Genomic DNA, 22768 nt, shown 5'->3' on the forward strand with positions numbered 1-22768 from the left:
CACACCTGTTCCCATGCCGAACACAGAAGTTAAGCTTCTTAGCGCCGATTGTAGTGAAGGGTTGCCCTTTGTGAGAGTAGGACGTCGCCATGCAAAAGAAAAAAAAGCAAGAATGATTACTCATTCTTGCTTTTTTTTCTTTTGAGGCATAGCAATGGACTTTTTTTGAGAAAGAAGTCACACTAGTCTTACCAAAGATAGAGGAGCGGTCATAAATGGAAAAACAAGAATTAAAAAAGAAACTGACGCCAATGCAATATGCGGTGACACAAGAAGGCGCAACTGAGAAACCTTTTAGTGGTGAATATGATCATTTTTATGAAAAGGGTATTTATGTTGATATTGTTGACGGTACTCCTTTGTTTGCCTCAACGGATAAATTTGATGCTGGTTGTGGCTGGCCTGCTTTTTCGCGCCCTATTTCAGCAACTGATATTCTTGAACAAACGGATCATTCATTTGGTATGCAAAGAGTGGAAGTGCGGAGTCAAGAAGCAAATTCCCATCTAGGACACGTTTTTACAGATGGTCCAAAAGAGTTAGGGGGATTAAGATATTGTATTAATTCAGCTGCGTTGTCGTTTATTCCATTGGATGAAATGGATAAGAAAGGATATAGTCAGTATAAGAAATACGTTAAATAGGTTTTTGTTTTGCCGCTTTCCTTTCTTTTTTTCTCATTTTTTCTATGTTACAATAAAGGGAACGTATGTGCAGATAAGGAGAAAAAATGTACGAATACATTAAAGGTACGATTGCTGATATTCAACCAGCGTATATTGTTATTGATTCAAATGGTATTGGTTACCAACTCGTAATGGGAAATCCATACCGTTTTTCAGGGAAAAAAGATCAAGTGGTAAAAGTCTATGTTCATTTGATTGTACGCGAAGATGCGCACACCTTGTATGGTTTTGAGAAATTAGAAGAGAAAGTATTATTTTTGCGACTTATTAGTGTCTCTGGAATAGGACCCAAGAGCGCGATTGCGATTATGGCCAATGAGGATCATGAGGGATTAATTGCGGCTATTGAATCGAATGATGTTTCTTATTTAATCAAATTTCCTGGTGTTGGGAAAAAAACAGCTCAACAGATGATTTTGGACTTAAAAGGAAAATTAGGTGAATTAGCCGGTGAGCTAAATGGCAACCTAGCTATGCCACTTTTCAATTCAACAACAACTGCGTTATCAGAAGCACTTTCTGCTTTGGCCGCTTTAGGGTATTCAGATAAGGAAATCAAACGGGTTGAAACAAGTTTAAAGAAAGATATGGCCCAATCTACGGATGAGTATTTACGTTTGGCCTTAAAATTATTAATGAAGAAGTAAAAGGAGGAGCAGATGGAGCGAATGATTTCACCAGAACCATCAAATGAAGATTTGACCTTTGAAAAATCATTGCGACCACAGTATTTGTCACAGTATATTGGTCAAGAAAAAGTGAAACAAGAATTGACTATTTATATTCAAGCTGCCAAAAAACGCGAAGAATCGCTCGATCACGTGCTTTTATATGGTCCTCCTGGTCTAGGGAAAACGACGATGGCAATGGTGATCGCCAATGAAATGGCTGTCAATATTCGCACAACTAGTGGACCAGCTATCGAAAAGCCTGGAGATTTGATTGCCCTTTTAAATGAATTGGAGCCTGGGGATGTTCTATTCATTGATGAAATTCATCGTTTGCCAAGAGTGGCTGAAGAGATGTTGTACTCAGCGATGGAGGATTTTTATGTGGATATAATGGTGGGTCAAGGGCCAACCGCCCATCCGGTTCATTTTCCTTTACCCCCATTCACCTTAATTGGAGCCACAACGAGAGCTGGAATGTTGTCGGCACCTTTGAGGGATCGTTTTGGCATTATTAGTCATATGGAATATTATCTTGATACAGAGTTGACGGAAATTGTTCAGCGTTCAGCGGAAATATTTTCAACAGTGATTCAAGAAGACGGGGCTATTGAAATTGCTCGGCGTTCTAGAGGAACCCCCCGAATTGCCAATCGTTTATTAAAACGTGTTCGTGACTTTGCACAAGTGCAATATGATGGGTTTATTACAAAGGAAGTAGCCGATCAAGCATTGACAATCCTGCAAGTCGATCATGAAGGATTGGACTATATTGATCAAAAACTCTTACGAACAATGATTGAGATGTACCATGGCGGACCAGTAGGATTGTCAACGATTGCTGTGAATATCGGCGAAGAAACGGAGACAGTAGAAGACATGTATGAGCCATTTTTGATACAAAAAGGATTTATTCAACGCACAGCTCGTGGTAGGATAGCAACAGAACGGACCTATCGACATTTTGGGTATCAACAAGAAAAAGAGTAGAATGATAGGTGAGGTAGGTTATGGAAAGTAAGCGAACAAAAGAACGAATTGGTGGCGTATTTGTTGATTTATGTGAATCACGAGGCTTTTCCAAAGTAAGTGTTCAGGAAGTATCCAAACTAGCTGATATTAATCGCCAAACGTTTTATTACCATTTCACCGACAAAAAAGAATTACTTCGTTGGGTATATTACCAAGATGCACTAAAATATTTGAGTCTTGAGGTCGTTCATATTGAAAATTGGGAAGAACAGACCTTAAAAATGCTTCAAGCAATGAAAGCAAAACGATATTTTTACCGCAACATGATGGATGATGCCCGTGATGTATTTATCAATGAATTTTTTCATCTTGTAAAGGAACATTTTTCGCAATTGTTTCAGCAAGTCGATCGAGAACAAGCACTATCAAAGAAAGATGTTCAATTTTATAGTCGGTTTTTTTCATATGGTTGTTGTGGCATACTTGAAAATTGGATTTTGACTGATTATCGAGAATCACCAATGGATGTTGCCAGTCAACTCTTTCAATTGGCAAAGGATGTGGAATTCTTTTCCTATCGACTGTTTCAACAAGAGGAGGAATAAGATGCAACGAGTGCTATTCGTTTGTTTAGGAAATATTTGTCGTTCTCCCATGGCCGAGGCACTTTTCCGGCAAGCAATCTCAAAAAGTGGTAGTGCCATTCAAGTAGATTCAGCTGCTACAAGCCGTTGGGAGCATGGCAATCCTATTCACGAAGGAACAAAAAGAATATTACAAGCTCGGAGTTGTCCAACAGAGAATTTGGTTTCTAGGCAAATTACGACGAGCGATTTTGAAAGGTACGATTGGATTATTGGCATGGATCACCAAAACGTCAAAGATTTGCGAGCAATAGCACCAAAAGATGCTCAAAAAAAGATTTACTTATATAGGAGTGTTGTTCCTCAAAAGGAGACGGAAGATATTCCGGATCCATGGTATACAGGAAATTTTACACAAACAGAACAGTTGATTGAAGAAGGGATACCTTATTGGATTAAAAAGATTGAGCAAAATCAATAAGGACGAACAAGGAGGGGAAAAAGTGGAGAAAGGACGATCGATTCAAGTCAAAATGGAAAAGCTTTTGACAGATTCATCAAAACTTTTCGTAGATCGTTTTTTAACAGATGAGGCAGATGAAGCAAACGCATTTGCTCAAGCCAAAGACTTTTCCGAACGATTGCAGTTGGCTGCAGCCTATAAAGTGCTTGTGGTCTTGCAAATTCAAACAAAACAAGCAAAAAATCCCGAAACGCTCTCTGGATGGGTGCTAAAGAAACGAACGAATGGGAAGCAAGTCATTATTAAATTGCTAAATGGGCCAACGCAATGGCGCATTGTAGATGTGACATCCATAAAAAAAATGAGTCAATTTCCTTTAGCAAAAGATTCCAAGCGCCGAGAGACACTTTCTTAAGTCATATGAGAATCAAACACCCCCTAAAAGCCAGAAGGTAGTCCGACTTTTAGGGGGTGTTTGACGTGTTGTTGATTCTAAGTTTTTTTACGGATCATCAGAGAGGCTCAGCTATGTTGTTTTTTTTCGATAACTGTCCATAATAATCCAAAGAAAAATCCAAGTATTGCAGGAATGAGCCATCCCAAACCGACAGAAAAGAACGGCAAGTACTGTTTGGCAAATGACAATAATTGAGCGATGGGAAAGGTTTGTTGTAAATGAGCAGGAGCCACATTTAATCCATCAAAAATGGCTGCCACAAAAGTAAAATAACTTGTTGCTTGGTAGACACGGGTAGCATGGTTGAATAATGGGCTTAGAATGGCCAATAGAATGAGGGTAATGGCCAAAGGATAGAGAAACATCAATACAGGAAGTGAGAGTTCTATAATTTTTGTCAAACCAACATTGGCGAATAAGCAAGGCAAAACACTGACAACCAGGGCAAAAAAACGGTAGCTTCTTTGGGGAAACAAGGTGACAAAGGTTTCTGAAAAAGCAGATATGAGTCCAACGGCTGTCTTCAAGCAAGCAATGATAACGATAAAGGCCAAAATGATTGATCCATAGACACCAAGGTAGTAATTGGAAATTTGCGCAAGTGCAATCCCACCATTTGCACTGATTGGAAATTTTCCGACACTCATTGCTCCTAAATAAGACAGCAAGGTATAAATAATACCCATTAGTAAAATACTAATGCTACCAGCTTTAATGGTATCGAGAGCGATTGATCGAGCATTGGTTACACCACGCTGGCGAATGGTTGTCACGACGATAATCCCAAACGCCAAGGCAGCCAGAGCATCTAGGGTATTGTAGCCTTGTGTAAAACCAGTCATGAAGGGATGATTTTGATAAGCTGCACCAATCTCAAGGGTGCTTATGGTACCCATTGGTTTTAAAAAGGCAATCAGTAACAAGCTGCCGAGTAATATCAGAAAAATTGGGTTTAAAAATTTACCAATATACGTCATTAATTTAGATGGCTTGCGTGCAAACCACCACGCAAAAAAGAAAAATAAGATACTAAAGAGAGCCAATGCGATTGTTTGCTGTGATTCAGTTAAAAATGGGGCGATGCCAATTTCAAAAGAAGTCGTTGCCAAACGTGGCAAAGCAAAAAAAGGGCCGATAACAAGGTAGAGGAGAATCGTAAAAACATAGGCATAGCGTGGGCCAATCCGTTGGGCTAAATCAAATAGTCCATTGCTTTTAGAAAGACCAATTGCTATGATGCCGAGAAAAGGTAACCCAATACCAGTAACTAGAAAACCTAAATTTGCTTGGAAAACGGCTGCTCCTGCTTCTTGTCCCATGTGAACCGGAAATATGAGGTTTCCAGCGCCAAAGAACATCCCAAAAAGCATAGAGCCAATGAATAAATAATCTTTTTTTGTTAATTTTGTTTCCATTTTTTCATTATTTCCTTTCTTTTCTTAGTGTAAACGTACCAGAATGTTTGTGGAAGTGCAACAAAACAAAGAGAGAAATCGAAGATAATCAGATGGGAAAGAAAAATACCCAAAAAAAATCGAACAAATCGGGTCCTGTTGAGCTCGATAATGTTCGATTCTTTTTGATTCGTAAGTTGCTGAAATATTACTTGTTTTCGAGAACACGTGCAAGAAAGGCTTTGGTTCGTTGTTCTTTTGGATGAACAAAGATATCTTCTGGAGTTCCTTCCTCAGCAATTACACCTTTATCCATGAAAATCACTCGATCAGAGACGTCTCGTGCAAAGCCCATTTCGTGTGTAACGATAACCATTGTTAAGCCCGTTTCAGCTAAGGCTTTCATCGTCAACAAGACTTCACCGACCATTTCTGGATCAAGGGCAGATGTGGGTTCATCAAATAACATGACATCTGGATCCATTGATAACGAGCGGGCGATGGCGACCCGTTGTTTTTGTCCACCTGATAATTGAGCGGGCTTGGCCGCCACATAGCGTCCCATGCCTACTTTTTCAAGATTCTCTAAGGCGATTTTTTTAGCTTCTTCCTTGCTTCGTTTCAAAACAGTTACTTGTCCACTCACACAGTTTTCTAAAACGTTCATATTATTGAATAGATTGAATGATTGGAAAACCATACCAAGATGGGTCCGATAATTGGGTAAATTATAGTTTTTGGTTAATACATTTTCACCTTTGTAAAGGATAGTGCCACTAGTGGGTTTTTCCAGTAGGTTTATACATCTGAGTAATGTTGATTTTCCAGAACCAGAAGAACCAATGATTGTTAGCACTTCACCTTTGTTGACGGCTAAGTTAATATCTTTTAATACTTCATTTTCACCAAAGTTTTTTTTCAAATGTGTGATTTCAATAATCGCTGTCATAAGTCCTTCTCCTTACTCTTCTTGTGTATCTAAATCATCGTCAATTTTCACATAGGATGTAGGTCCGTCCATTTTCTTTTCCATCAAACGCAATAATTTTGTGGCACTTAACGTCATAATCAGATAGATAATACCAATAATTGTGAAGGTAGGGAAGAACTGTAAATTGGTACCAGATGCGACGGAGCCGGCAAAGAATAGATCGGTGACACTGATGACACTCAAAACGGCTGTGTCTTTGATATTAATGACTGTTTCATTTCCAATTGCGGGCAGAATGTTTCGCAAGACTTGTGGCAAGACAACTTTTGTCATTGTTTGTCGATGGTTCATTCCAATTGCTTGTGCTGCTTCAAATTGACCTTGATCGACTGCGAAGATACCACCACGGACAATTTCAGACATGTATGCCCCAGTATTGATGGAAACAATGAGTAAGGCCGCAATCGTTCGATTTAGATCAATATGAAAAGCCAATGCTAGACCGTAAAAAATAACCATGGCTTGCACCATCATTGGGGTTCCACGAAAGACTTCAATATAAACGGTCAATAAACCATTAAACAGTTTTTGGAAGAAGCGAGAAACTGGATTTTCTGAAGTCGGCAAGGTCCGGAAAACACCAACCAGAAGTCCAATCATCGTTCCGGCGATGGTCGAAAAGATTGCGACAAATAGCGTTAAAGCAGCGCCACTTAAGAATAATTTCCAATATTGTTGGAGAATTTGTTTAAAGGTTGTCAAGATACCACTATCTTGATCGTCTGTTGCAGTTGGTTGCTCTTTAATTGCTTGATCCATTAATTTGGTGCGTTCGCTGGATGAAATAGTGGCTAGTAAGTCATTTACTTTCTGAACATCTTCGTCACCTTTGCGCATCCCTACTGCTACTTGAACATCTTCCGGGTTTGTTTGGAAGCCGTTTGCTTTCGAAAATTCAAGCATTTTAAAGGATTTATTGACATTGGTTGCAGTGACTCCTTCCGGTCGTTCACTGACATACCCATCAATAACTCCTGAAGCCAAGGCAACTCTCATCGCCGAGAAATCTTTTTGAGCTTGTTGTTTGTCAACATCTGGAATTTGATCAATGACAGAATAGTGGAAAGTATTCAGTTGGGCTGTGATTTTGGCTCCTTTTAAATCTTGAATACTTTTTGCATCAGCGTATTTTCCATTTTTTTGGACAACCACGACCAATTGTGATTCATAATAGGGATCAGTGAAATCAATTTCTTTTCGGCGTTCGGCTGTGGGGGACATCCCAGCAACGATGGCATCAATTTTGCCAGATTGCAATGCGGGTACAAGTCCATCCCATTGCGTAGGTACGACCACCAATTTTTTTCCTAAGTGATCGGCAATTTTTTGAGCGATTTGGACATCATATCCCCCCACATATTTTTGACTAGATAATTCAACGGTATGTTTCCCAGGGGTTGTTTGAGTCCAGTTGAACGGAGCGTAGGCAGCCTCCATCCCTACACGAAATTGATCCGCAGGGGTTTTTTCATCTGCGTATGTCGTCGGTACAATGGCGGTAAAGAATAGTAAAAGTCCCAAGAAAAGTGATGAGCATAAACCAAACTTTTTCATTTTTTTCTTCCTTTCTTTTTACGAGATGTTAAAAAGATATGAGGACAACAAAAAACAGCCGTACTCCATGATTGGAAAACGCCTGTAAAAAAATATTTACAAACCTCTCACAAAACATAGCGCACCTTAGCCAATTGCTAAGACAGTTCGTAAGTTATTTACTTACGACCCAATCATGCTTTTTAAGCAAAAAAAGTATGATTTCGGCGATGTTCCCTAGGCCTGTTTCATAGTGTTGCTCCACTCGACAGGATTAATGAACCTCGCGACCTCTACCTCGATGTTGAAGGTATCTCGTATGAAATTAATGTTCTAGGCTAGGATAGTAGAAAAGTGGAGATTTGTCAATAAAAAACAGGGATTTCAATCGAATGAAACCCCTGTGTTTAGCGAATGGTTATTTTGCAGTTTGTGGTTTTGGTTCTCTGCCAAGAAAGGCTTGGCAGACGGTCATCACAGCTAAAATTGCCATCAATAAATAAACAAAGTTAGAATATTGCGTAATTCCCCAACCCCATGTATGGTAGACAACAATCAAAAGTGCTAAGACAATCAAAGAAAGAACGTTAAAGAAACCAAACGCCCATAAATTACCATTTTCTTTACGAACAAAATAAAAGATTGAAAAATAAAGGCTTAAAGCAATCCAAGCAATGTTAATAAAAATCAAACCCCAGTAAAAAATTTCAGCTAACATCTATTTTCACCTCACTTTTATCATCTCCAGTGTATCACTTTTTGTGAAGAATGTCATGAGGGCATTGAGAGGTCCATCAAAAAAATTTTTTAGTGAAGTATATCAGGTCGGTGGAAAAAAGATGCACAACCTACACACAACTAGTGATGAAATGGCGTCACGGATTGTTTCTAATTTTTAAGAATCGTTTTTTTTTACATGTTCACAATTGGGCAACACTCAGGCAACTGCGACGCCTTGTGAAGCTTTCTTTTTCGTTTATCGCTGCGAATACGAGAGAACCGAATGTTTCATTTAGCTTAGGTGGTTAACAAATAGTCATTCTCCACGTATAATGATTACGAGGTGAGAAGTATGACAAAAGAAGCAGAAATAATGAAAAGCATAATGAATGCAAAATCACTGACGTTTTTAACGGGTGCGGGTGTCTCCACATCGTCTGGAATACCGGACTATCGCTCATTACATGGTGTGTATCAAGGGCTAGATCAACCAGAGTATTTATTGAGTGCAACGTGTTTGCAGCGTGAGCCCGAGAAATTTTATTCGTTTGTCAAGCATCTCTATCATCCGGAAGCGTTACCCAATACTATTCATCAAACCATGCATGAATTGGAAAAAAGCCATAATTTGTGGGTTGTTTCACAAAATATTGATGGGCTTCATGAAAAAGCTGGCTCTACACAAGTTATCAATTTTCATGGTTCGCTTTATCATATTCACTGTATGACATGTGGGAAAGAGGTGCCCTATACAGAGTATCTCCAATCAGATATTCACCATCATTGTGGAGGAAGACTGCGACCAAACATTGTCCTATACGAAGAAGGCTTTACAGAGGATACCATTCGGCAAGCCATCGCTGCTGTTGAAGCGGCCGATGTGTTAGTGATTGTTGGGACTACCTTCCAAGTTCATCCATTTTGTGATTTAATTTATTACAAGAAAAAAATAGCCAATGTGGTTGTGATCAATCAAACCCCGATTCAACTAACTGTTGAAAATGAACAACTGATTGGAAATGCTTTGGATTTCTTTCAAGCGCTCCATCAGAACTATGAGGAGGCAAAGAAATGAAAAGTGAAAAAGAGAAAATGATTGCTGGGGAATTGTATTTTTCAGCTGATCCAGAATTAGAAGTTGAGCGAGCATTTGCTAGAGAACAAATGGCACTAATTAATCAAGAAAAGGACAATGCTATTCGCGAGCAATTGTTAAAGGAAACATTTGGTTCTGTGGCAAATCGAATTTATATGGAACCCAATGTACGCTTTGACTACGGTTATAATATCTCAGTGGGAAAAAACTTTTATGCTAATTTTGATGTGACCTTATTGGATGTTTGCCCAATTACATTTGGGGACAATTGTATGGTAGCACCCAATGTACAGCTATATACAGCTACCCATCCTTTGCATCCAGTCAAACGAAATAGTGGTCTGGAAATGGGGCAGCCCATTACCATTGGAGACAATGTTTGGTTAGGCGGCGGCGCCATTATTTTACCTGGAGTGACTTTGGGGGATAATGTGGTTGTCGGCGCAGGAAGTGTAGTGACCAAATCATTTCCGGCCAATGTGGTACTTGCTGGTAATCCGGCAAGCGTTATCCAAGAATTAGCAGTCAATATAGAAGAAAAAGAGACACTTGCAAAGCGAAGGAATCAGATTGATGCAATTGATCAACAGTTAGTAAAGTTATTAGAAGAACGAATGACGGTTGTTGCGGCTATATCAGAGGAAAAACGGCTCAAAAAGTTGGCTGTTTTGGATTCAAATCGTGAATTAGAGGTACTGGAAACCGTGCGAAAAACCATCAAAGAGCCCTCGTTTGAAGAGGCCATTTTGGCGACATTTCGTGATCTGATGAAGCATTCGCGTACCTTTCAAACCCAACAACTGGAGGAGAAGTGATGGATGGAGAAACTCGACGTAGGGAGATCCTGCAAGCATTGCAGTGCGGTGAGCAGCCGATTAGTGCTAGTCGTTTAGCGAAGCAATTTCAAGTGAGTCGGCAAATTATTGTTGGCGACATCGCATTATTACGGGCGGGTGGCGAAGCTATTTTAGCTACAGCTCGAGGGTATATACTTGAAGAGGAGAGTCAAGGAGTAGTGGTCAAAATCGCTGTATGCCATCGTTCCGACCAAGTCAAAGAAGAATTACAAACCATTGTTTCACTTGGTGGGGAGGTCATTGATGTCATAGTCGATCATTTGCTTTACGGGGAGTTGCGTGGAAGTTTAGGTATTCAAACGATGGACGACATTGAAGAATTTATGCATAAGTACACGGCAACGAACGAAAAGCTACTTTCCAATTTAACGAATGGGGTACACCTTCATACCATTCGCTGTGATTCCCTGGAAACAGTCTCACAAATAAAACAAGCCTTACGTGCGAAAAAAATGTTATTTGAAGAATAAAAAAATTCATCGAAAAGCAAAGTGTCCTAATCGCCATTTATAGTTAAAAATATGCCAGACAATAGAAGAACAGGAGCTCCCAATTGGTTCTAATAGCCAATTTTTCGGAGCTCCAGTCAAAATTCTTTTATTGCATGGCTTATTTTTATTTCTTCTTTTAAGCTAAAATTTCTTGATAAAGTCGGGCAACATTTTGATAGCCAATGGCGTCGATTTCTCGAGAAGTAAAACCGACTTTTTGCAGAGCGGCAACGATTCTTTCAACAGCTAGAATGTCAGGGAGTTCTTTGCTCGGGCGAATGCCATCAAAGTCCGAACCTAACCCAATACAACCAATTCCTCCAACATTTTTTAGATGAGCAGCATGCTTGGCTAATTGCATAGGTAAAGAAAGCGAAGCATCAAATTGAATAAATTCGGCAAAATAATTGAGACCAATAACGCCGCCTCGTTCTGCGATGGAGCGAATAAGGGAATCAGGTAAATTGCGACTATGTTGACACAAGGCTCGGCAATTTGAATGGCTTGCTACAAAAGGTACGTCGGTTGTGTCCAGAACATCGCTGACAAGTTGATCAGAACCGTGGGAGACATCAATAATCATTCCTAGCTCAGCCATTCGTGTCACTATTTCCCTGCCCGCGGGTTTTAATCCTTGCTGAGCGATTGGCAAAAATTTTTGAGTGGAGGCATCGACGTAACAAGCATTGGGGAAGCCCAACTCATTTTCCATATTCCATGTCAATGTCATCATTCGAACACCATCTTGGTAGCACTGTTCTAAGCGATCGATTCGTCCAGCAAGCGGGGCTCCTTCTTCCATGGTCAACATGCCACTGAGGAGCTGGTTTTTTTGATTTTCTACATAATCAGTATAGGTTAAAACGGGTCGAATCAAATCACGGTTTGCACTCATTTCTTTTTGATAAATAGCCAGTATTTCTTGGTAGCGAACGTAGGGATCCGCAACCGTCTCTAGTTCAATAAAAATTGCAAAATTTTGAAAATCAATCAGACTCTCTTTCATGCGACGCAAATCAATTTGAAAAGAATTTTCCCGTAAATGAGTACCTGGCTGTTCATAAATTTTTAATAGCGTATCGCAATGCATGTCAAAAAACATCAGCATCACTCCCTTTCATTCAATAAAAAAACCTTGCAAATTGCATTGACATGCCTTTTTTGCAAGGTAAAAAAGAAAAATGAGATGGTCTTGTTTAATCGAGTATTAAGACGCCCTCTTTTAAAGCAAATGGACTGTCTGGATTGATATGATCATAAAACAATACCCCGTTGAGATGATCTATCTCATGCTGAACAACGATTGCAGGGTAGTTTTTCAACCGTACTTTATGAGTTACCCCCGCTTCATCCTGATAGACGATCGTAATACGTGCATGACGAACCACATAGCCAGGAACTTCTCGATCCACTGACAAACATCCTTCACCTTCACCTAAACAAGCATCTTGGACGGAGTGGCTAACAATTTTAGGGTTGTATAATACGCCAGCAAATTCTGGCTCTTCTTTTTCATCATCAGAACTTGGCACGAGCACGGCAATCATTCGTTTAGAAACATTGACTTGCGGTGCAGCGAGTCCAACACCACCGCGTAATTGCAATTCTTCTGCTTTGATGGGATCTTGGCTATTCACTAGAAATTCAAACATGTCTTTCCCTAATTGTTTTTCTTGATCAGAGAGAGGAAAAGTGAGTTCTTTTGCTGTTTCCCGGAGAGTTGGATGGCCTTCACGAATAATTGTATCCATTGTTATCATAGAAAAATCCGCTCCTTTCTTGATTTTCCACTCTATAGTGTACCACAAATCATTAAAAATTGTCGCGCTGAGATACGATTGTGTACCTAGAAGAGCCAAAAAATAAGTAGTCAAAAGTGGTGCATAGGCGCAAATGCTCTTAAATGGTATAATAACGGTAAGAGTAAAGTGGAGGATTCGTACATGACATTAACAATTAAAAAGCTAACAGGTGGTTATGGCCAATTACCTGTTTTAAAAGATGTTTCATTTGAAGTAAGAAATAGTGAATTAGTGGGATTGATTGGGTTGAATGGCGCGGGGAAAAGTACCACTATTAAAGAAATCATTGGTCTTTTGCAACCGATGAGTGGGACGATTGCAATCGATGGCTTGAGTCTCAGCAGAGATGCGGAAGCCTATCGAAAAAAAATTGGCTTTATCCCAGAAACACCGGTTTTATATGAAGAGTTGACGTTGCGCGAACACATTGAAATCACGGCAATGGCCTATGATATTCCTCAAGATATCGCCTTTAAACGGGCAGAAAAACTGTTGACCACTTTTCGGTTAGAAAAGCGGTTGGATTGGTTTCCAGCCAATTTTTCAAAAGGGATGAAGCAAAAGGTCATGATTTTATGCGCTTTTTTAGTTGAACCTAGTTTGTATATTATTGATGAGCCATTTTTGGGATTGGATCCTCTAGCTATTCATGCCTTATTGGAATTAATGAATGAAATGAAACAGACAGGCGCGGGGATACTGATGTCCACCCATGTATTGGCCACCGCCGAAAAATATTGTGATCGCTTTGTTTTGTTACATAATGGTCAAATTCGGGCGCAAGGTTCCCTTCATGAATTGCAACAGGCGTTTGATATGCCTCATGCTTCTTTAGATGAAATTTACTTGACTCTCACAAAGGAGGAAGAGGAATGAACGCTTTTTTTCAGACCAGAATGCATGCCCATCAAAAAAGGATTCAACGGTATTTAAAGTATGTGTTCAATGATCATTTTGCCTTATTAATGACCTTTTTACTGGGGGCGGCCGGCTTATCCTATTCCAATTGGCTAAAGTCAATTGATGCTTCGTTTATTTATGGCAAATGGTTGCTGGTCATTGTATGGGGGCTTGCTGTTACGATGGGATGCTTTGCCTCGCTGACTCAGCCAGCAGATCAAGTGTTTTTGTTGCCCAAAGAAGCCCAAATGCGTTCCTATTTAACGAGTGCAAGACGCTATTCCTATTATTTGCCTATGGGAGTGGCCGTTTTGATTATTGGGGCAGGTATGCCATTATATGTCGTAGTAACTCAAAAATCGTTTTGGTTGTTTTTCCTCTTTTTGCTTCTTTTTGGGTTGTTAAAAGGGAGTCAATTGTATTTGCAGCAACTTCTTTTTTTTCAGGGAACCAACCAATTGCACAAGACACTAGCCATTGCGTTTTGGCTATTTAATTTTTTGGCTTGGTTAACGGCTATTTTTGTGACGCCCTTCGTGGGTGTTTTACTGGCAGTCCTTTTTTTCTTGTTTATTGTGCAACGAACCTGGGTAAGGCTGAATGCGCCACTTGATTGGGAAACCCTCATTGCCACCGAGCAAAAACGATTGTATCGCATGTATCGGTTTATTAATTTGTTTACAGATGTGCCACAAATCACTGCTACCGTCAAGCGAAGGAAATATGCGGATCCATTGTTACGATGGATTCCTCGAGATCAAAAGCATACGTATACTTACTTGTACCTACGTCGATTGATTCGAGGAACAGAATACAGTGGGTTGGTTATTCGTCTCCTCTTTTTAGGAGGCCTCAGTTTATGGTTTGTCGATGAGTGGTGGCTGATTTTGCTTGTTAGTATAGTTTGGTTGTACTTAATTGGGTTTCAACTATTCCCATTGGCACAACAATTTCAATACCTGTCATTGGCGCAAATGTATCCTATTACCAGAAAAACACAACTTCAATCCTTTCAAAAGGTCGTTGGGGCTACATTGTTGGTGGCTACGTTCATTCTCGGAATTATTGGTGGCTTCAATGAACTGACTGGTTTGTCAAGAATGGGTATTTGGTTAGGAATGCTTTCTTTTGATGGCTTTTTCTGTTATCTTTACTTACCGATGCGGCTCACGAAACGATTGCAGCCAATTCAATAAAAGTTTAGGTATACGAACGTATATGTGCTTGACGTTACGAAAATAGGCGACTAGAATAATAAGTACTGTGAATTAAGGAGAGAAACTCGATGGATGTTCGTTTTGATAACGACTGGTATCTGCAACCAATTAAAGGTGATACTGGCAAAGCATATATTGGAAAAAAAGCGGATGATAAAGTGTTTATCAAACGAAATACTACACCGATGTTGGCTGCCTTGGCAAAAGAAGGGATTACACCCAAATTAATCTGGACCAAACGGACAGGCAATGGGGATACATTATCAGCGCAAGAATGGCTTGAAGGACGAATTCTTACACCGGAAGAAATTGGGAAACGCAATGATGTGATTGATGTGTTATACCATTTGCATCATTCTAAGTCACTGCAAGAAATACTAGCCAAAGTAGGGGGGAAAACACTCACCCCTCAAAAACTATTAGGAAGTTATTTTACCGATTTGCCAACTGAATTGGTCGGAAATGAATTTTTGACTTTGGTGCATACGTATATTGAAAAACATATTCCTAATTTTAAAAGCACTGAAAAGACGGTTGTGCATGGGGACGTCAATTATCGTAATTGGCTTGTTTGTCAAAATTATTTGTACCTTGTTGATTGGGATTCCATTATGTTTGCCGATGCAGCCTATGATATTGGGACTGTTTTAGGGCATTATTTACCAGTCTCAAACTGGAGTAAGTGGTTAATGAGTTATGGTGTTCAGCCAGATGAGGCGATGTTGGAGAAGACGTATTGGTATGCATTGCTTAGTGTCCTACAAGAGGTAAAAAAACATTATCGTCGTGGGGCGATTAAGGAAGCAAACGAAGAAATTTTGCAATTAAAAAGAATTTATAGTGGCTAATCAGGTGGCGTCCTCAATGGAGGAGACCACCTCATTTGTTGAAAAGGAGCGAAAAAAATGCGCGTTCGTAAACGCAAAGGAGCAGAAGAATTACTGAGTGAAAATTCTCAAATTGTTGTCGCACAACCGGAGGAATGGAAAGGTAAGTGGCAAGAACGTTTCCCAAAAAATCAACCAATTCAGATTGAAATTGGTATGGGGAAAGGTCAATTTATCACGGGAATGGCCAAGGCGAATCCGGAGATAAATTATATTGGCATTGACATGCAAGTCAGCGTGGTCTCGTTTGCACTAGACAAGGTGCTTGCAGAACAGCTACCAAATGTCCAGTTGCTCCATGTGGACGGCTCAGCGCTAACAAATTATTTTGCTGACGGAGAAGTGGATCAAATTTATTTGAATTTTTCCGATCCTTGGCCGAAGAAAAGACATGAGAAACGCCGCTTGACTTCCAAAGAATTTCTGTCAGTTGATGAGCAAATTTTGCGTCCGCAAGGTGAAATTCATTTTAAAACAGATAATCGCGGGTTATTTGAATATTCTTTGGCAAGTTTTTCGCAATATGGCATGGTGCTAAAAAAGGTGTGGCTCGATCTGCATCAATCAGATGAGGTCGCTACGAATATCATGACGGAATATGAAGAAAAATTTTCAGCCAAAGGGCAACCAATTTTTCGTGTTGAAGCCAGTTTCCCAAAGAAAATGAGGTAACAGTTTTGTTTAGCAGTCCAATTTGGACTGTTTTTTTTTTGAAAAAAATTATGCAAAATGTTCTGTACAATCGATGGATTTCATCTAGTTTTGGAAGATTAATTAGGGGAAAAGAAAACAGTTCTTCTTGTTATTTTAGGGGAGAAAGCATTGTTTTCTCTTCTGACTGTTGCTTTTTGCGTACTTATTTGTGGAGGGTGAAAAGAGATGGACATTCAAGAACAATCCGATCAATTGATTCAGTATGGTCTTGACCAGCAGATGCAAGATTTGTATCTCTATGTGGATGAGCAAAACGGAGTAGCCAAGTTTCGCAAGAATGAGCAGATGTCTGTGTTTGCGACCTATTCAAGTCAAGAAGCACGCCAGATTATCTCCCGCTTTAAATTTTTGGGAGAAATGGACATTGGTGAAACCCGCAAGGCGCAATTAGGGGCCATTACGTATGATTTGCTTGAGCAATCGGTTCGCTTGCGCTTGTCAACGGTTGGAGATTATCGCGGCTATGAATCTTTGGTAATTCGCTTTTTAACAAGTAAAGAATATGCGTATAGTTATGCACATGCGGCTGCATATGACGATCTGTTAGTAGATGTAGCGAATCAGCGAGGACTCTTTCTTTTCAGTGGTTCAACGGGTTCAGGGAAAACGACGTTAATGTATCATTTGGCCAAAAAGATGGGTGGCCAAGTTATTACGATTGAAGATCCAGTTGAAATTGAAGAACCGACATTTTTGCAGTTGCAGACCAATGACAAGATTGGTCAAACCTACGATCAATTAATCAAACTTTCTTTGCGTCATCGACCAGATCTCTTATTGATTGGTGAAATCAGAGATAGTTTGACTGCTCATGCAGCCATCCGAGCAGCTTTAACTGGACATCAAGTGTTCGCGACGGTTCATGCAAAGGGAAAGCAAGAGACAGTCACCCGATTACTGGAACTTGGTTGCAGTCAATGGGAAGTGGATAATTGTTTAAGAGGCATCATTTATCAGAAGTTACTGACCACGGATACCGGAATGACACCTGTGATTGATTATCAGCCGTATGAAAGAGAGCGTATATAAAGTGAAAAAACAACGAGTTCCTTCCAAAAGAATTCAACAAAAACAAGTGACGCTCTTTTTAAATATGTTGTTGTTACTGCTAAAAAATGGCTTCGGGCTACAAGAAAGTATGGATATTATGGAGAGAAGCAAACAACTCTCCCCTTTGATGATGCAGAATTTTCAAGCGGTTTTAGTACGAGGCGAGAGCCTAGCCATGTGCTTTCAAGTGATTGGCTGTACGAATAAAGAAGTGAGTCAAGTATATTTCGCAACAGTACATGGGAATGTTACGCAAACATTAGCAACGATTGTTGATCAAAGAAAACGACTGGCCAAACAAAAACAAGAGCTGTTAAAAGCAAGTGCCTATCCGCTTGCATTGGTCGCGATGGTTCTCTTTTTATTGATTGGTATGAACGTCTTTTTCTTACCACAACTACTAATGACCAATATGATTTCTCGCGATCATTGGGGTGTGCGGTTTATTCAATATGCACCAATTAGCGTCCTGCTTGTAAGTTGTCTGGGTGTCCTGGGCTATTTGGGAACGAAAAGAACCTTCAATAACATTTCAGGAATAAAAAAAGCTACTTTTTTTTGCAAACTGCCTTTTGTCGGCTCACTGTATTCGATGTATCAAACAAGCTATTTTTCAATGGAGTGGGGACAACTATATACACAAGGACTTGAGAGCAAACAATTATTAGCGTGTATGCATGAATTACCTAAGAATACCATCATGTATGAAATGGCTGTCGCAATGAAGGAACGGTTTTTGGTAGGGGACTCATTTTCTGAAATGATTCAAACCTATCCATTTCTGATGCCGGAAGTTGCAGTCATTATCTACCAAGGTGAGCGCACGGGAAGATTGGGAGAAGAATTGTTGGTTTATAGTCAAATCGTCTTGGCACAATTTGCTGAAAGAAGTGAACGATTGTTGAAATGGGTCCAACCCATCTTGTTTTGTTTGATTGCCTGTCTAGTCATCAGTATGTATGCAGCAATGTTGTTACCAATGTATCAAAACATAGGAGGAGATTTATTTTGAAAAAAAAGACGAAAAAGTATGAAGGTTTCACGTTAGTCGAGGTCATGATTGTCCTATTTATTATCGCTGCCTTAGCAATAATTCTTCTACCAAATATCATGAATCAGTCAAAAAAAGCTCAGGACACGAAACAAAAAATTGAGCAAAAAATGACGGATACAAACAAAGAACTCGAGACATGGACAAGCATCAATGAGTAAAATTGGGCACCAAATACGAGGATTCACGCTTATTGAGACTTGTGTCGCACTGATAATTTTTTTAAGTGTTGTTTCTTTAAGTTCGTATCAATTCAACGATACAAGAGATGCATTACTAGCAGGCCAGTTCTTCCAAAATTTCGAACGGGAAGTGAAGATTCAGCAACAACGAGCAATGATTCTCGGCAAAACGACAGCCATACAATATAGCAATCGCTCATTTCTATTTATGGAAGGGAACACGGCCAAACGCATGCCTTTGCCGAAGAATGTTTCGCTATTGGTCACGACATTTGTGGAATTTCGTTTTAAGGGATGGACTGGGAATACCAATACAACGATGACGTTGCCCTTTTCATGGAGCGAAGGTGGAAAAACAAAACGAGTCACCTACACATTTAAATTTGGAAGTGGTAATTTTGAAAAACATGTTCCATAAAGGTTTTATCGCAGCGGAGGGCTTTATTAGTTTATTTTTACTGTCAGTTTGTTTGATTCCAATTTTTCAACTTTGTTCAACGTGGTTGGAAGCAAGTAAAAAAGAGCAAGCCAAGATTGAAATGAATTGCGTGTTGTTTGAAGCAGTACTCACTCAAAGTAGTCAATCCTCACAATATACCATTCAATTGTCAAAGGAACGTGCAAGTATTTATCTAGGAAGTGATCAGGTTGAAGTTTACCAAACAGATGAATGGATTCATGCTGATTGAAGGAGTCATTCTCCTATTTTTAACGCTCTTCATTTTGACAATTAGTAATCAAGTGTTTCATTATGTGTATGCCGTTCAGCCTCATTTATACCAAAGGCGCGAGCAAGAATGGGCGATTTTCCTCATTTATTTAGAAGAGAATGTCAACAACTGCCAAAATGTAGTGTTAACGAACAGCGGGGTTTCATTAGAAATTTTGGAAGATCCCAAGCAACCAATTGATCAACGAAAGTGGATTAATGTAGAAATTAAAAAAGGGGCCAATCAACGTGTGATTTTCTCAAAAAAAGGAGGAACGTGGATTGTGCTAACCAAAGTGAGGCGAGTTAATTATTCATTACAAAATGAAATATTGACCGTAAAAGCAACTTTTGAGGATGGCGAGGTGAAAAGCAGTCGAATCAAATTGGCACAAATCAAAACAGGGAAGTTTGTTGGTGGTAGCGATTAGTCTGCTTTTTTTCCTCTTAACATTTTTGTATATGGTGCGATCGAGTGCCCACTATGCCAAAGCATCGCGTGAATTAATTGCTTATAATTATCAGTTACGTATTATGGAAGAACTTTTTCTACAAAAATATGAAAAGCAGTTATTATCTGCTCAACCGGGAGTGAATGGAACGATTCAATACAATCTTGGAGAGATTCGATTTAAGACAACTACCACATATATTGAATATACGATTGTGGCAAACAGTCGTGTTTATCATCAAAGAACAATTGCTCGAAGTGAGGAAGCAAAAGAAGCAAAGGAATTGCATGAAACAGCAGTGAAAAAAACAGTTTCTGAAAAAAAATAATACAGTAACGAAAGAACGTCATCCGGAAATAGGAACGTTCTTTTTTAATGCTTTGTACATCAATTCACAGGATATAGTGGTATTTAGTGATGCAAGTTATTTTATTTAGCATAAAGGTAGAATTCAATGAAAAGCTTTGCATCTAGCCAGTTGATTATTTAGAATAAATCATTTAGAATTATACAGGTGAAAGTAGTGTTATAGTATTTGAAATGAGGGGTCAGATGACGATAAAAAAAGTTGAAGAGAGTTTCTCACGAAATCTAACTGCGGTTCAATTGTTGCAAAATGCACTATCATCATCATTCATTGATGCATATGTTGAGCATGTGGAGAATCTTGTAGACGACTATCAAGTTCGCGTGATTGATGGTGTTCCGGATGAGAAATCAGTTAAGCGATTACAAGAAATTTATCAACAGTTAGCTACCGAACAGCTGACACCCGAAGAAATTCGCAAGGTGTCTCAACTTGTTTTACTGAAAGGAACTCAGACGGAGCCGTTGCAACCAAATCATCAATTAACACCCGATGGCATAGGCTTTTTGTTTATTTATCTAATCGAACAACTCTATCCTAGAAAAGAGAAACCCCTAACGATTCTTGATGTAACTGTGGGAATGGGCAATCTTTTACTGACCATTATCAATAATTTGCGTATAGCAGGTTATCAGTCAATCAAAGGCGTAGGTGTCGATAATGATGAAACGCTATTGGGAGTGGCAGCAGCGACGAGTTCATGGATGGGTGAAACGTTGACTTTGTTCCATCAAGATGGACTACAAGCGATGTTACTTGAACCAATGGATGTAGCGGTAGCTGATTTGCCGGTGGGTTATTATCCCGATGATGAGCGAGCTAGTGAGTTTATGATGAGCGTCTCGCAAGAACATAGTTATGCACACCATTTGCTAATGGAACAAAGCATGCGTTATGTCAAAGAATCCGGCTATGGTCTTTTTCTACTCCCAACGAATTTTTTGCAAACAGATCAGAGTCATGTAGTAAAAAAATGGTTGCAGGAGCGGGTATTCTTGCAAGGAATTATTGAATTGCCTGATGAATTATTCAAGCAAGATACCTCTCGTAAGAGCATCGTAATTGTACAAAATAGAAATGAGCACACGAATCAGGTTCCAGAAGTACTTCTAGCAAAACTAGGTAGTTTAAGTAACCCAAAAAGTATTCAAGCGTTCTTTACTCAATTTGAAACATGGTTACAAGAAAACAAAAAAGAAATCAAGGATTAAATGAACTTAATGAAAGAAATGAGGAAACCACATGTCAAAAACAATCGCAATTAACGCAGGTAGTTCTAGTTTAAAATGGCAATTGTACGAAATGCCTGAAGAAACAGTTATCGCTAAAGGTCTAGTAGAAAGAATTGGAATTACTGATTCAATCTTCACTGTAAAATATGGTGATGGTCAAAAATACGAAGTTGTTACAGATATTCCTGATCATGAGATTGCAGTCAAAATGTTACTTGATCAATTAATTGAGTTAAATATCTTAAAATCGTATGATGAAATTACAGGCGTTGGCCACCGTGTCGTTCATGGAGGAGAATATTTTGATAAGTCAGTGATTATTGATGATGATGTGATTGCAAAAATTGAGGAAGTAGCAGTCTTTGCACCATTGCATAACCCTGCACATTTAATGGGAATCCGCGCCTTCAAACATTTATTGCCAAATATCATTAGTGTGGCCGTTTTTGATACAGCTTTCCATGCCAATATGCCACGTGAAGCTTACTTATATAGTGTACCACTCTCTTATTATAATGATTATAAGGTTCGTAAATATGGAGCGCATGGAACAAGCCATCGGTACGTTTCACAAAGAGCAGCTGACATTTTAGGAAAACCAGTAGAAGACCTAAAAATTATTACTTGTCACTTGGGAAATGGTGGCTCGATTACAGCTGTGAAAGAAGGAAAATCGGTCGATACATCTATGGGATTCACACCATTAGCTGGGATTACCATGGGAACACGCTCAGGAGATATTGATGCAGCAGTGTTACCATATTTAATGAAAAAACTAGACATTGATATCGATGAAATGTTAAATATTCTAAACAAAAAATCCGGCTTATTAGGTTTAACGGATGGTCTTTCAAGTGATATGCGTGACTTACAAGCAAATGCAGACAAAGAAGAAGTGAAAGTAGCGCTAGAAATTTATTACGATCGAATTCGCAAATACATTGGTAGCTACTTTGCAGTTATGGATGGAGCAGATGCGATTGTCTTTACTGCGGGTATTGGCGAAAATTCTTCTTCTGTTCGTTCAGAAATTATCAAAGGTCTTTCTTGGTTTGGTATTGAATTGGATGAAGCAGCGAATGCAAAATTTGGCGAACACGTTATTTCAACGAAAGATTCAAAAGTGAAGGTGTTATTGATACCAACGGATGAAGAGTTGATGATTGCACGTGACGTTGAAGCATTACGTTCAGAATCAAACGAATAGAAATTATGAGCACCAATAAACGTAACTAAAAACGGACTTTTAAGAGGAATGGTTCATCTAAAAGTTAGCTGTTGAGAGAGTGGAGA

Annotated in this window: 28 protein-coding genes, 1 rRNA gene and 1 riboswitch; of the genes, 23 read left to right on the plus strand and 6 right to left on the minus strand. The window is 39.3% G+C overall.

From position 1 onward, the window contains the following. The 7 genes from rrf to ACFSR0_RS09000 all read left to right on the plus strand — a co-directional run. A 5S ribosomal RNA gene (rrf, locus tag ACFSR0_RS08970) occupies window positions 1-93 on the plus strand; the annotation flags it as partial. A 122-nt stretch (window positions 94-215) separates the two neighbouring features. Further along, the gene (msrB, locus tag ACFSR0_RS08975; protein WP_379982014.1) at window positions 216-644 is read left to right on the plus strand and encodes a peptide-methionine (R)-S-oxide reductase MsrB; all 429 of its coding nucleotides are present in this window, start codon (window positions 216-218) and stop codon (window positions 642-644) included. A gap of 86 nt (window positions 645-730) precedes the next feature. After that, a complete protein-coding gene (gene ruvA / locus ACFSR0_RS08980) occupies window positions 731-1333 on the plus strand; it encodes a Holliday junction branch migration protein RuvA (RefSeq protein ID WP_379982016.1) in 603 nt (200 codons plus the stop codon). 12 nt (window positions 1334-1345) lie between these two features. Further along, window positions 1346-2344, plus strand: a complete 999-nt coding sequence (gene ruvB / locus ACFSR0_RS08985) for a Holliday junction branch migration DNA helicase RuvB (RefSeq protein WP_379982018.1) — start codon at window positions 1346-1348, stop codon at window positions 2342-2344. A gap of 20 nt (window positions 2345-2364) precedes the next feature. Beyond that, window positions 2365-2931: a TetR/AcrR family transcriptional regulator gene (locus tag ACFSR0_RS08990; RefSeq protein WP_379982020.1), complete on the plus strand. Its 567-nt coding sequence runs from the start codon at window positions 2365-2367 to the stop codon at window positions 2929-2931. 1 nt (window position 2932) lies between these two features. Then, complete coding sequence (locus ACFSR0_RS08995) at window positions 2933-3391, plus strand: low molecular weight protein-tyrosine-phosphatase (RefSeq protein ID WP_379982022.1); 459 nt, start codon at window positions 2933-2935, stop codon at window positions 3389-3391. A gap of 22 nt (window positions 3392-3413) precedes the next feature. Beyond that, window positions 3414-3788 carry a hypothetical protein gene (locus tag ACFSR0_RS09000; RefSeq protein ID WP_379982027.1) on the plus strand — a complete coding sequence of 125 codons (375 nt, stop codon included), beginning with the start codon at window positions 3414-3416 and terminating at the stop codon, window positions 3786-3788. Between the two features lie 107 nt (window positions 3789-3895). Here the strand turns inward: ACFSR0_RS09000 and brnQ are convergent, their stop codons facing one another. The 4 genes from brnQ to ACFSR0_RS09020 all read right to left on the minus strand — a co-directional run bounded on the left by brnQ (window position 3896) and on the right by ACFSR0_RS09020 (window position 8466). Next, on the minus strand, window positions 3896-5245 hold the full coding sequence (gene brnQ / locus ACFSR0_RS09005; RefSeq protein WP_379982029.1) for a branched-chain amino acid transport system II carrier protein: 1350 nt from the start codon (window positions 5243-5245) through the stop codon (window positions 3896-3898). A gap of 187 nt (window positions 5246-5432) precedes the next feature. Continuing rightward, window positions 5433-6173, minus strand: coding sequence for an amino acid ABC transporter ATP-binding protein (locus tag ACFSR0_RS09010; RefSeq protein WP_379982031.1), 741 nt, complete (start codon window positions 6171-6173; stop codon window positions 5433-5435). A 12-nt stretch (window positions 6174-6185) separates the two neighbouring features. After that, window positions 6186-7769, minus strand: coding sequence for an ABC transporter substrate-binding protein/permease (locus tag ACFSR0_RS09015; RefSeq protein WP_379982033.1), 1584 nt, complete (start codon window positions 7767-7769; stop codon window positions 6186-6188). 109 nt (window positions 7770-7878) lie between these two features. Continuing rightward, a riboswitch (Lysine riboswitch) is annotated at window positions 7879-8052 on the minus strand. Between the two features lie 114 nt (window positions 8053-8166). Then, complete coding sequence (locus ACFSR0_RS09020; protein WP_379982035.1) at window positions 8167-8466, minus strand: hypothetical protein; 300 nt, start codon at window positions 8464-8466, stop codon at window positions 8167-8169. Window positions 8467-8820: 354 nt separating this feature from the next. Here ACFSR0_RS09020 and ACFSR0_RS09025 point away from each other — a divergent pair, with 354 nt between their 5' ends. The 3 genes from ACFSR0_RS09025 to ACFSR0_RS09035 are packed head-to-tail and all read left to right on the plus strand — an operon-like array spanning window position 8821 to window position 10891. After that, on the plus strand, window positions 8821-9543 hold the full coding sequence (locus ACFSR0_RS09025; protein ID WP_379982037.1) for an NAD-dependent protein deacylase: 723 nt from the start codon (window positions 8821-8823) through the stop codon (window positions 9541-9543). Further along, window positions 9540-10379: a chorismate mutase gene (locus ACFSR0_RS09030; protein ID WP_379982039.1), complete on the plus strand. Its 840-nt coding sequence runs from the start codon at window positions 9540-9542 to the stop codon at window positions 10377-10379. The genes ACFSR0_RS09025 and ACFSR0_RS09030 overlap by 4 nt, the downstream gene beginning before the upstream one ends. Next, window positions 10379-10891, plus strand: coding sequence for a transcription repressor NadR (locus ACFSR0_RS09035; protein ID WP_379982041.1), 513 nt, complete (start codon window positions 10379-10381; stop codon window positions 10889-10891). The genes ACFSR0_RS09030 and ACFSR0_RS09035 overlap by 1 nt, the downstream gene beginning before the upstream one ends. Window positions 10892-11048: 157 nt before the next feature. Here the strand turns inward: ACFSR0_RS09035 and ACFSR0_RS09040 are convergent, their stop codons facing one another. Beyond that, window positions 11049-12014, minus strand: coding sequence for a dipeptidase (locus ACFSR0_RS09040; protein WP_379982043.1), 966 nt, complete (start codon window positions 12012-12014; stop codon window positions 11049-11051). A 94-nt stretch (window positions 12015-12108) separates the two neighbouring features. Continuing rightward, the gene (gene def, locus ACFSR0_RS09045) at window positions 12109-12672 is read right to left on the minus strand and encodes a peptide deformylase (protein ID WP_379982045.1); all 564 of its coding nucleotides are present in this window, start codon (window positions 12670-12672) and stop codon (window positions 12109-12111) included. A gap of 183 nt (window positions 12673-12855) precedes the next feature. On the opposite strand from def, the gene ACFSR0_RS09050 reads away from it, so the two are divergent. The 13 genes from ACFSR0_RS09050 to ACFSR0_RS09110 all read left to right on the plus strand — a co-directional run bounded on the left by ACFSR0_RS09050 (window position 12856) and on the right by ACFSR0_RS09110 (window position 22682). Beyond that, window positions 12856-13590, plus strand: coding sequence for an ABC transporter ATP-binding protein (locus ACFSR0_RS09050; RefSeq protein WP_379982047.1), 735 nt, complete (start codon window positions 12856-12858; stop codon window positions 13588-13590). Further along, window positions 13587-14810 carry an ABC transporter permease gene (locus ACFSR0_RS09055; protein ID WP_379982049.1) on the plus strand — a complete coding sequence of 408 codons (1224 nt, stop codon included), beginning with the start codon at window positions 13587-13589 and terminating at the stop codon, window positions 14808-14810. Before ACFSR0_RS09050 ends, ACFSR0_RS09055 begins: the two co-directional genes overlap by 4 nt. Window positions 14811-14899: 89 nt before the next feature. Further along, window positions 14900-15679 (plus strand): phosphotransferase family protein, encoded by a 780-nt coding sequence (locus ACFSR0_RS09060; RefSeq protein WP_379982051.1) that lies wholly within the window; start codon window positions 14900-14902, stop codon window positions 15677-15679. Window positions 15680-15736: 57 nt separating this feature from the next. Then, entirely contained in the window at window positions 15737-16390 is a 654-nt protein-coding gene (gene trmB, locus ACFSR0_RS09065) for a tRNA (guanosine(46)-N7)-methyltransferase TrmB (RefSeq protein WP_379982053.1), read from the plus strand. A gap of 207 nt (window positions 16391-16597) precedes the next feature. Continuing rightward, entirely contained in the window at window positions 16598-17461 is an 864-nt protein-coding gene (gene comGA, locus ACFSR0_RS09070; protein WP_379982055.1) for a competence type IV pilus ATPase ComGA, read from the plus strand. Window position 17462: 1 nt separating this feature from the next. Beyond that, a complete protein-coding gene (gene comGB / locus ACFSR0_RS09075; protein ID WP_379982057.1) occupies window positions 17463-18494 on the plus strand; it encodes a competence type IV pilus assembly protein ComGB in 1032 nt (343 codons plus the stop codon). Continuing rightward, window positions 18491-18694, plus strand: coding sequence for a prepilin-type N-terminal cleavage/methylation domain-containing protein (locus tag ACFSR0_RS09080; protein ID WP_379982059.1), 204 nt, complete (start codon window positions 18491-18493; stop codon window positions 18692-18694). The genes comGB and ACFSR0_RS09080 overlap by 4 nt, the downstream gene beginning before the upstream one ends. Then, a complete protein-coding gene (locus tag ACFSR0_RS09085; RefSeq protein ID WP_379982061.1) occupies window positions 18687-19133 on the plus strand; it encodes a hypothetical protein in 447 nt (148 codons plus the stop codon). Before ACFSR0_RS09080 ends, ACFSR0_RS09085 begins: the two co-directional genes overlap by 8 nt. Continuing rightward, window positions 19114-19404 carry a hypothetical protein gene (locus ACFSR0_RS09090; protein WP_379982063.1) on the plus strand — a complete coding sequence of 97 codons (291 nt, stop codon included), beginning with the start codon at window positions 19114-19116 and terminating at the stop codon, window positions 19402-19404. Before ACFSR0_RS09085 ends, ACFSR0_RS09090 begins: the two co-directional genes overlap by 20 nt. Then, the gene (locus tag ACFSR0_RS09095; RefSeq protein WP_379982065.1) at window positions 19364-19855 is read left to right on the plus strand and encodes a competence type IV pilus minor pilin ComGF; all 492 of its coding nucleotides are present in this window, start codon (window positions 19364-19366) and stop codon (window positions 19853-19855) included. Before ACFSR0_RS09090 ends, ACFSR0_RS09095 begins: the two co-directional genes overlap by 41 nt. Continuing rightward, a complete protein-coding gene (locus ACFSR0_RS09100; RefSeq protein WP_379982067.1) occupies window positions 19842-20204 on the plus strand; it encodes a hypothetical protein in 363 nt (120 codons plus the stop codon). Before ACFSR0_RS09095 ends, ACFSR0_RS09100 begins: the two co-directional genes overlap by 14 nt. A gap of 224 nt (window positions 20205-20428) precedes the next feature. After that, the gene (locus ACFSR0_RS09105; protein ID WP_379982069.1) at window positions 20429-21454 is read left to right on the plus strand and encodes a class I SAM-dependent methyltransferase; all 1026 of its coding nucleotides are present in this window, start codon (window positions 20429-20431) and stop codon (window positions 21452-21454) included. A gap of 31 nt (window positions 21455-21485) precedes the next feature. Then, entirely contained in the window at window positions 21486-22682 is a 1197-nt protein-coding gene (locus ACFSR0_RS09110) for an acetate/propionate family kinase (RefSeq protein ID WP_379982071.1), read from the plus strand. Window positions 22683-22768 lie beyond the last annotated feature (86 nt).

Origin of the sequence: Enterococcus camelliae (assembly GCF_042685105.1) — a bacterium.
Taxonomy (GTDB): Bacteria; Bacillota; Bacilli; order Lactobacillales; family Enterococcaceae; genus Enterococcus_G; species Enterococcus_G camelliae.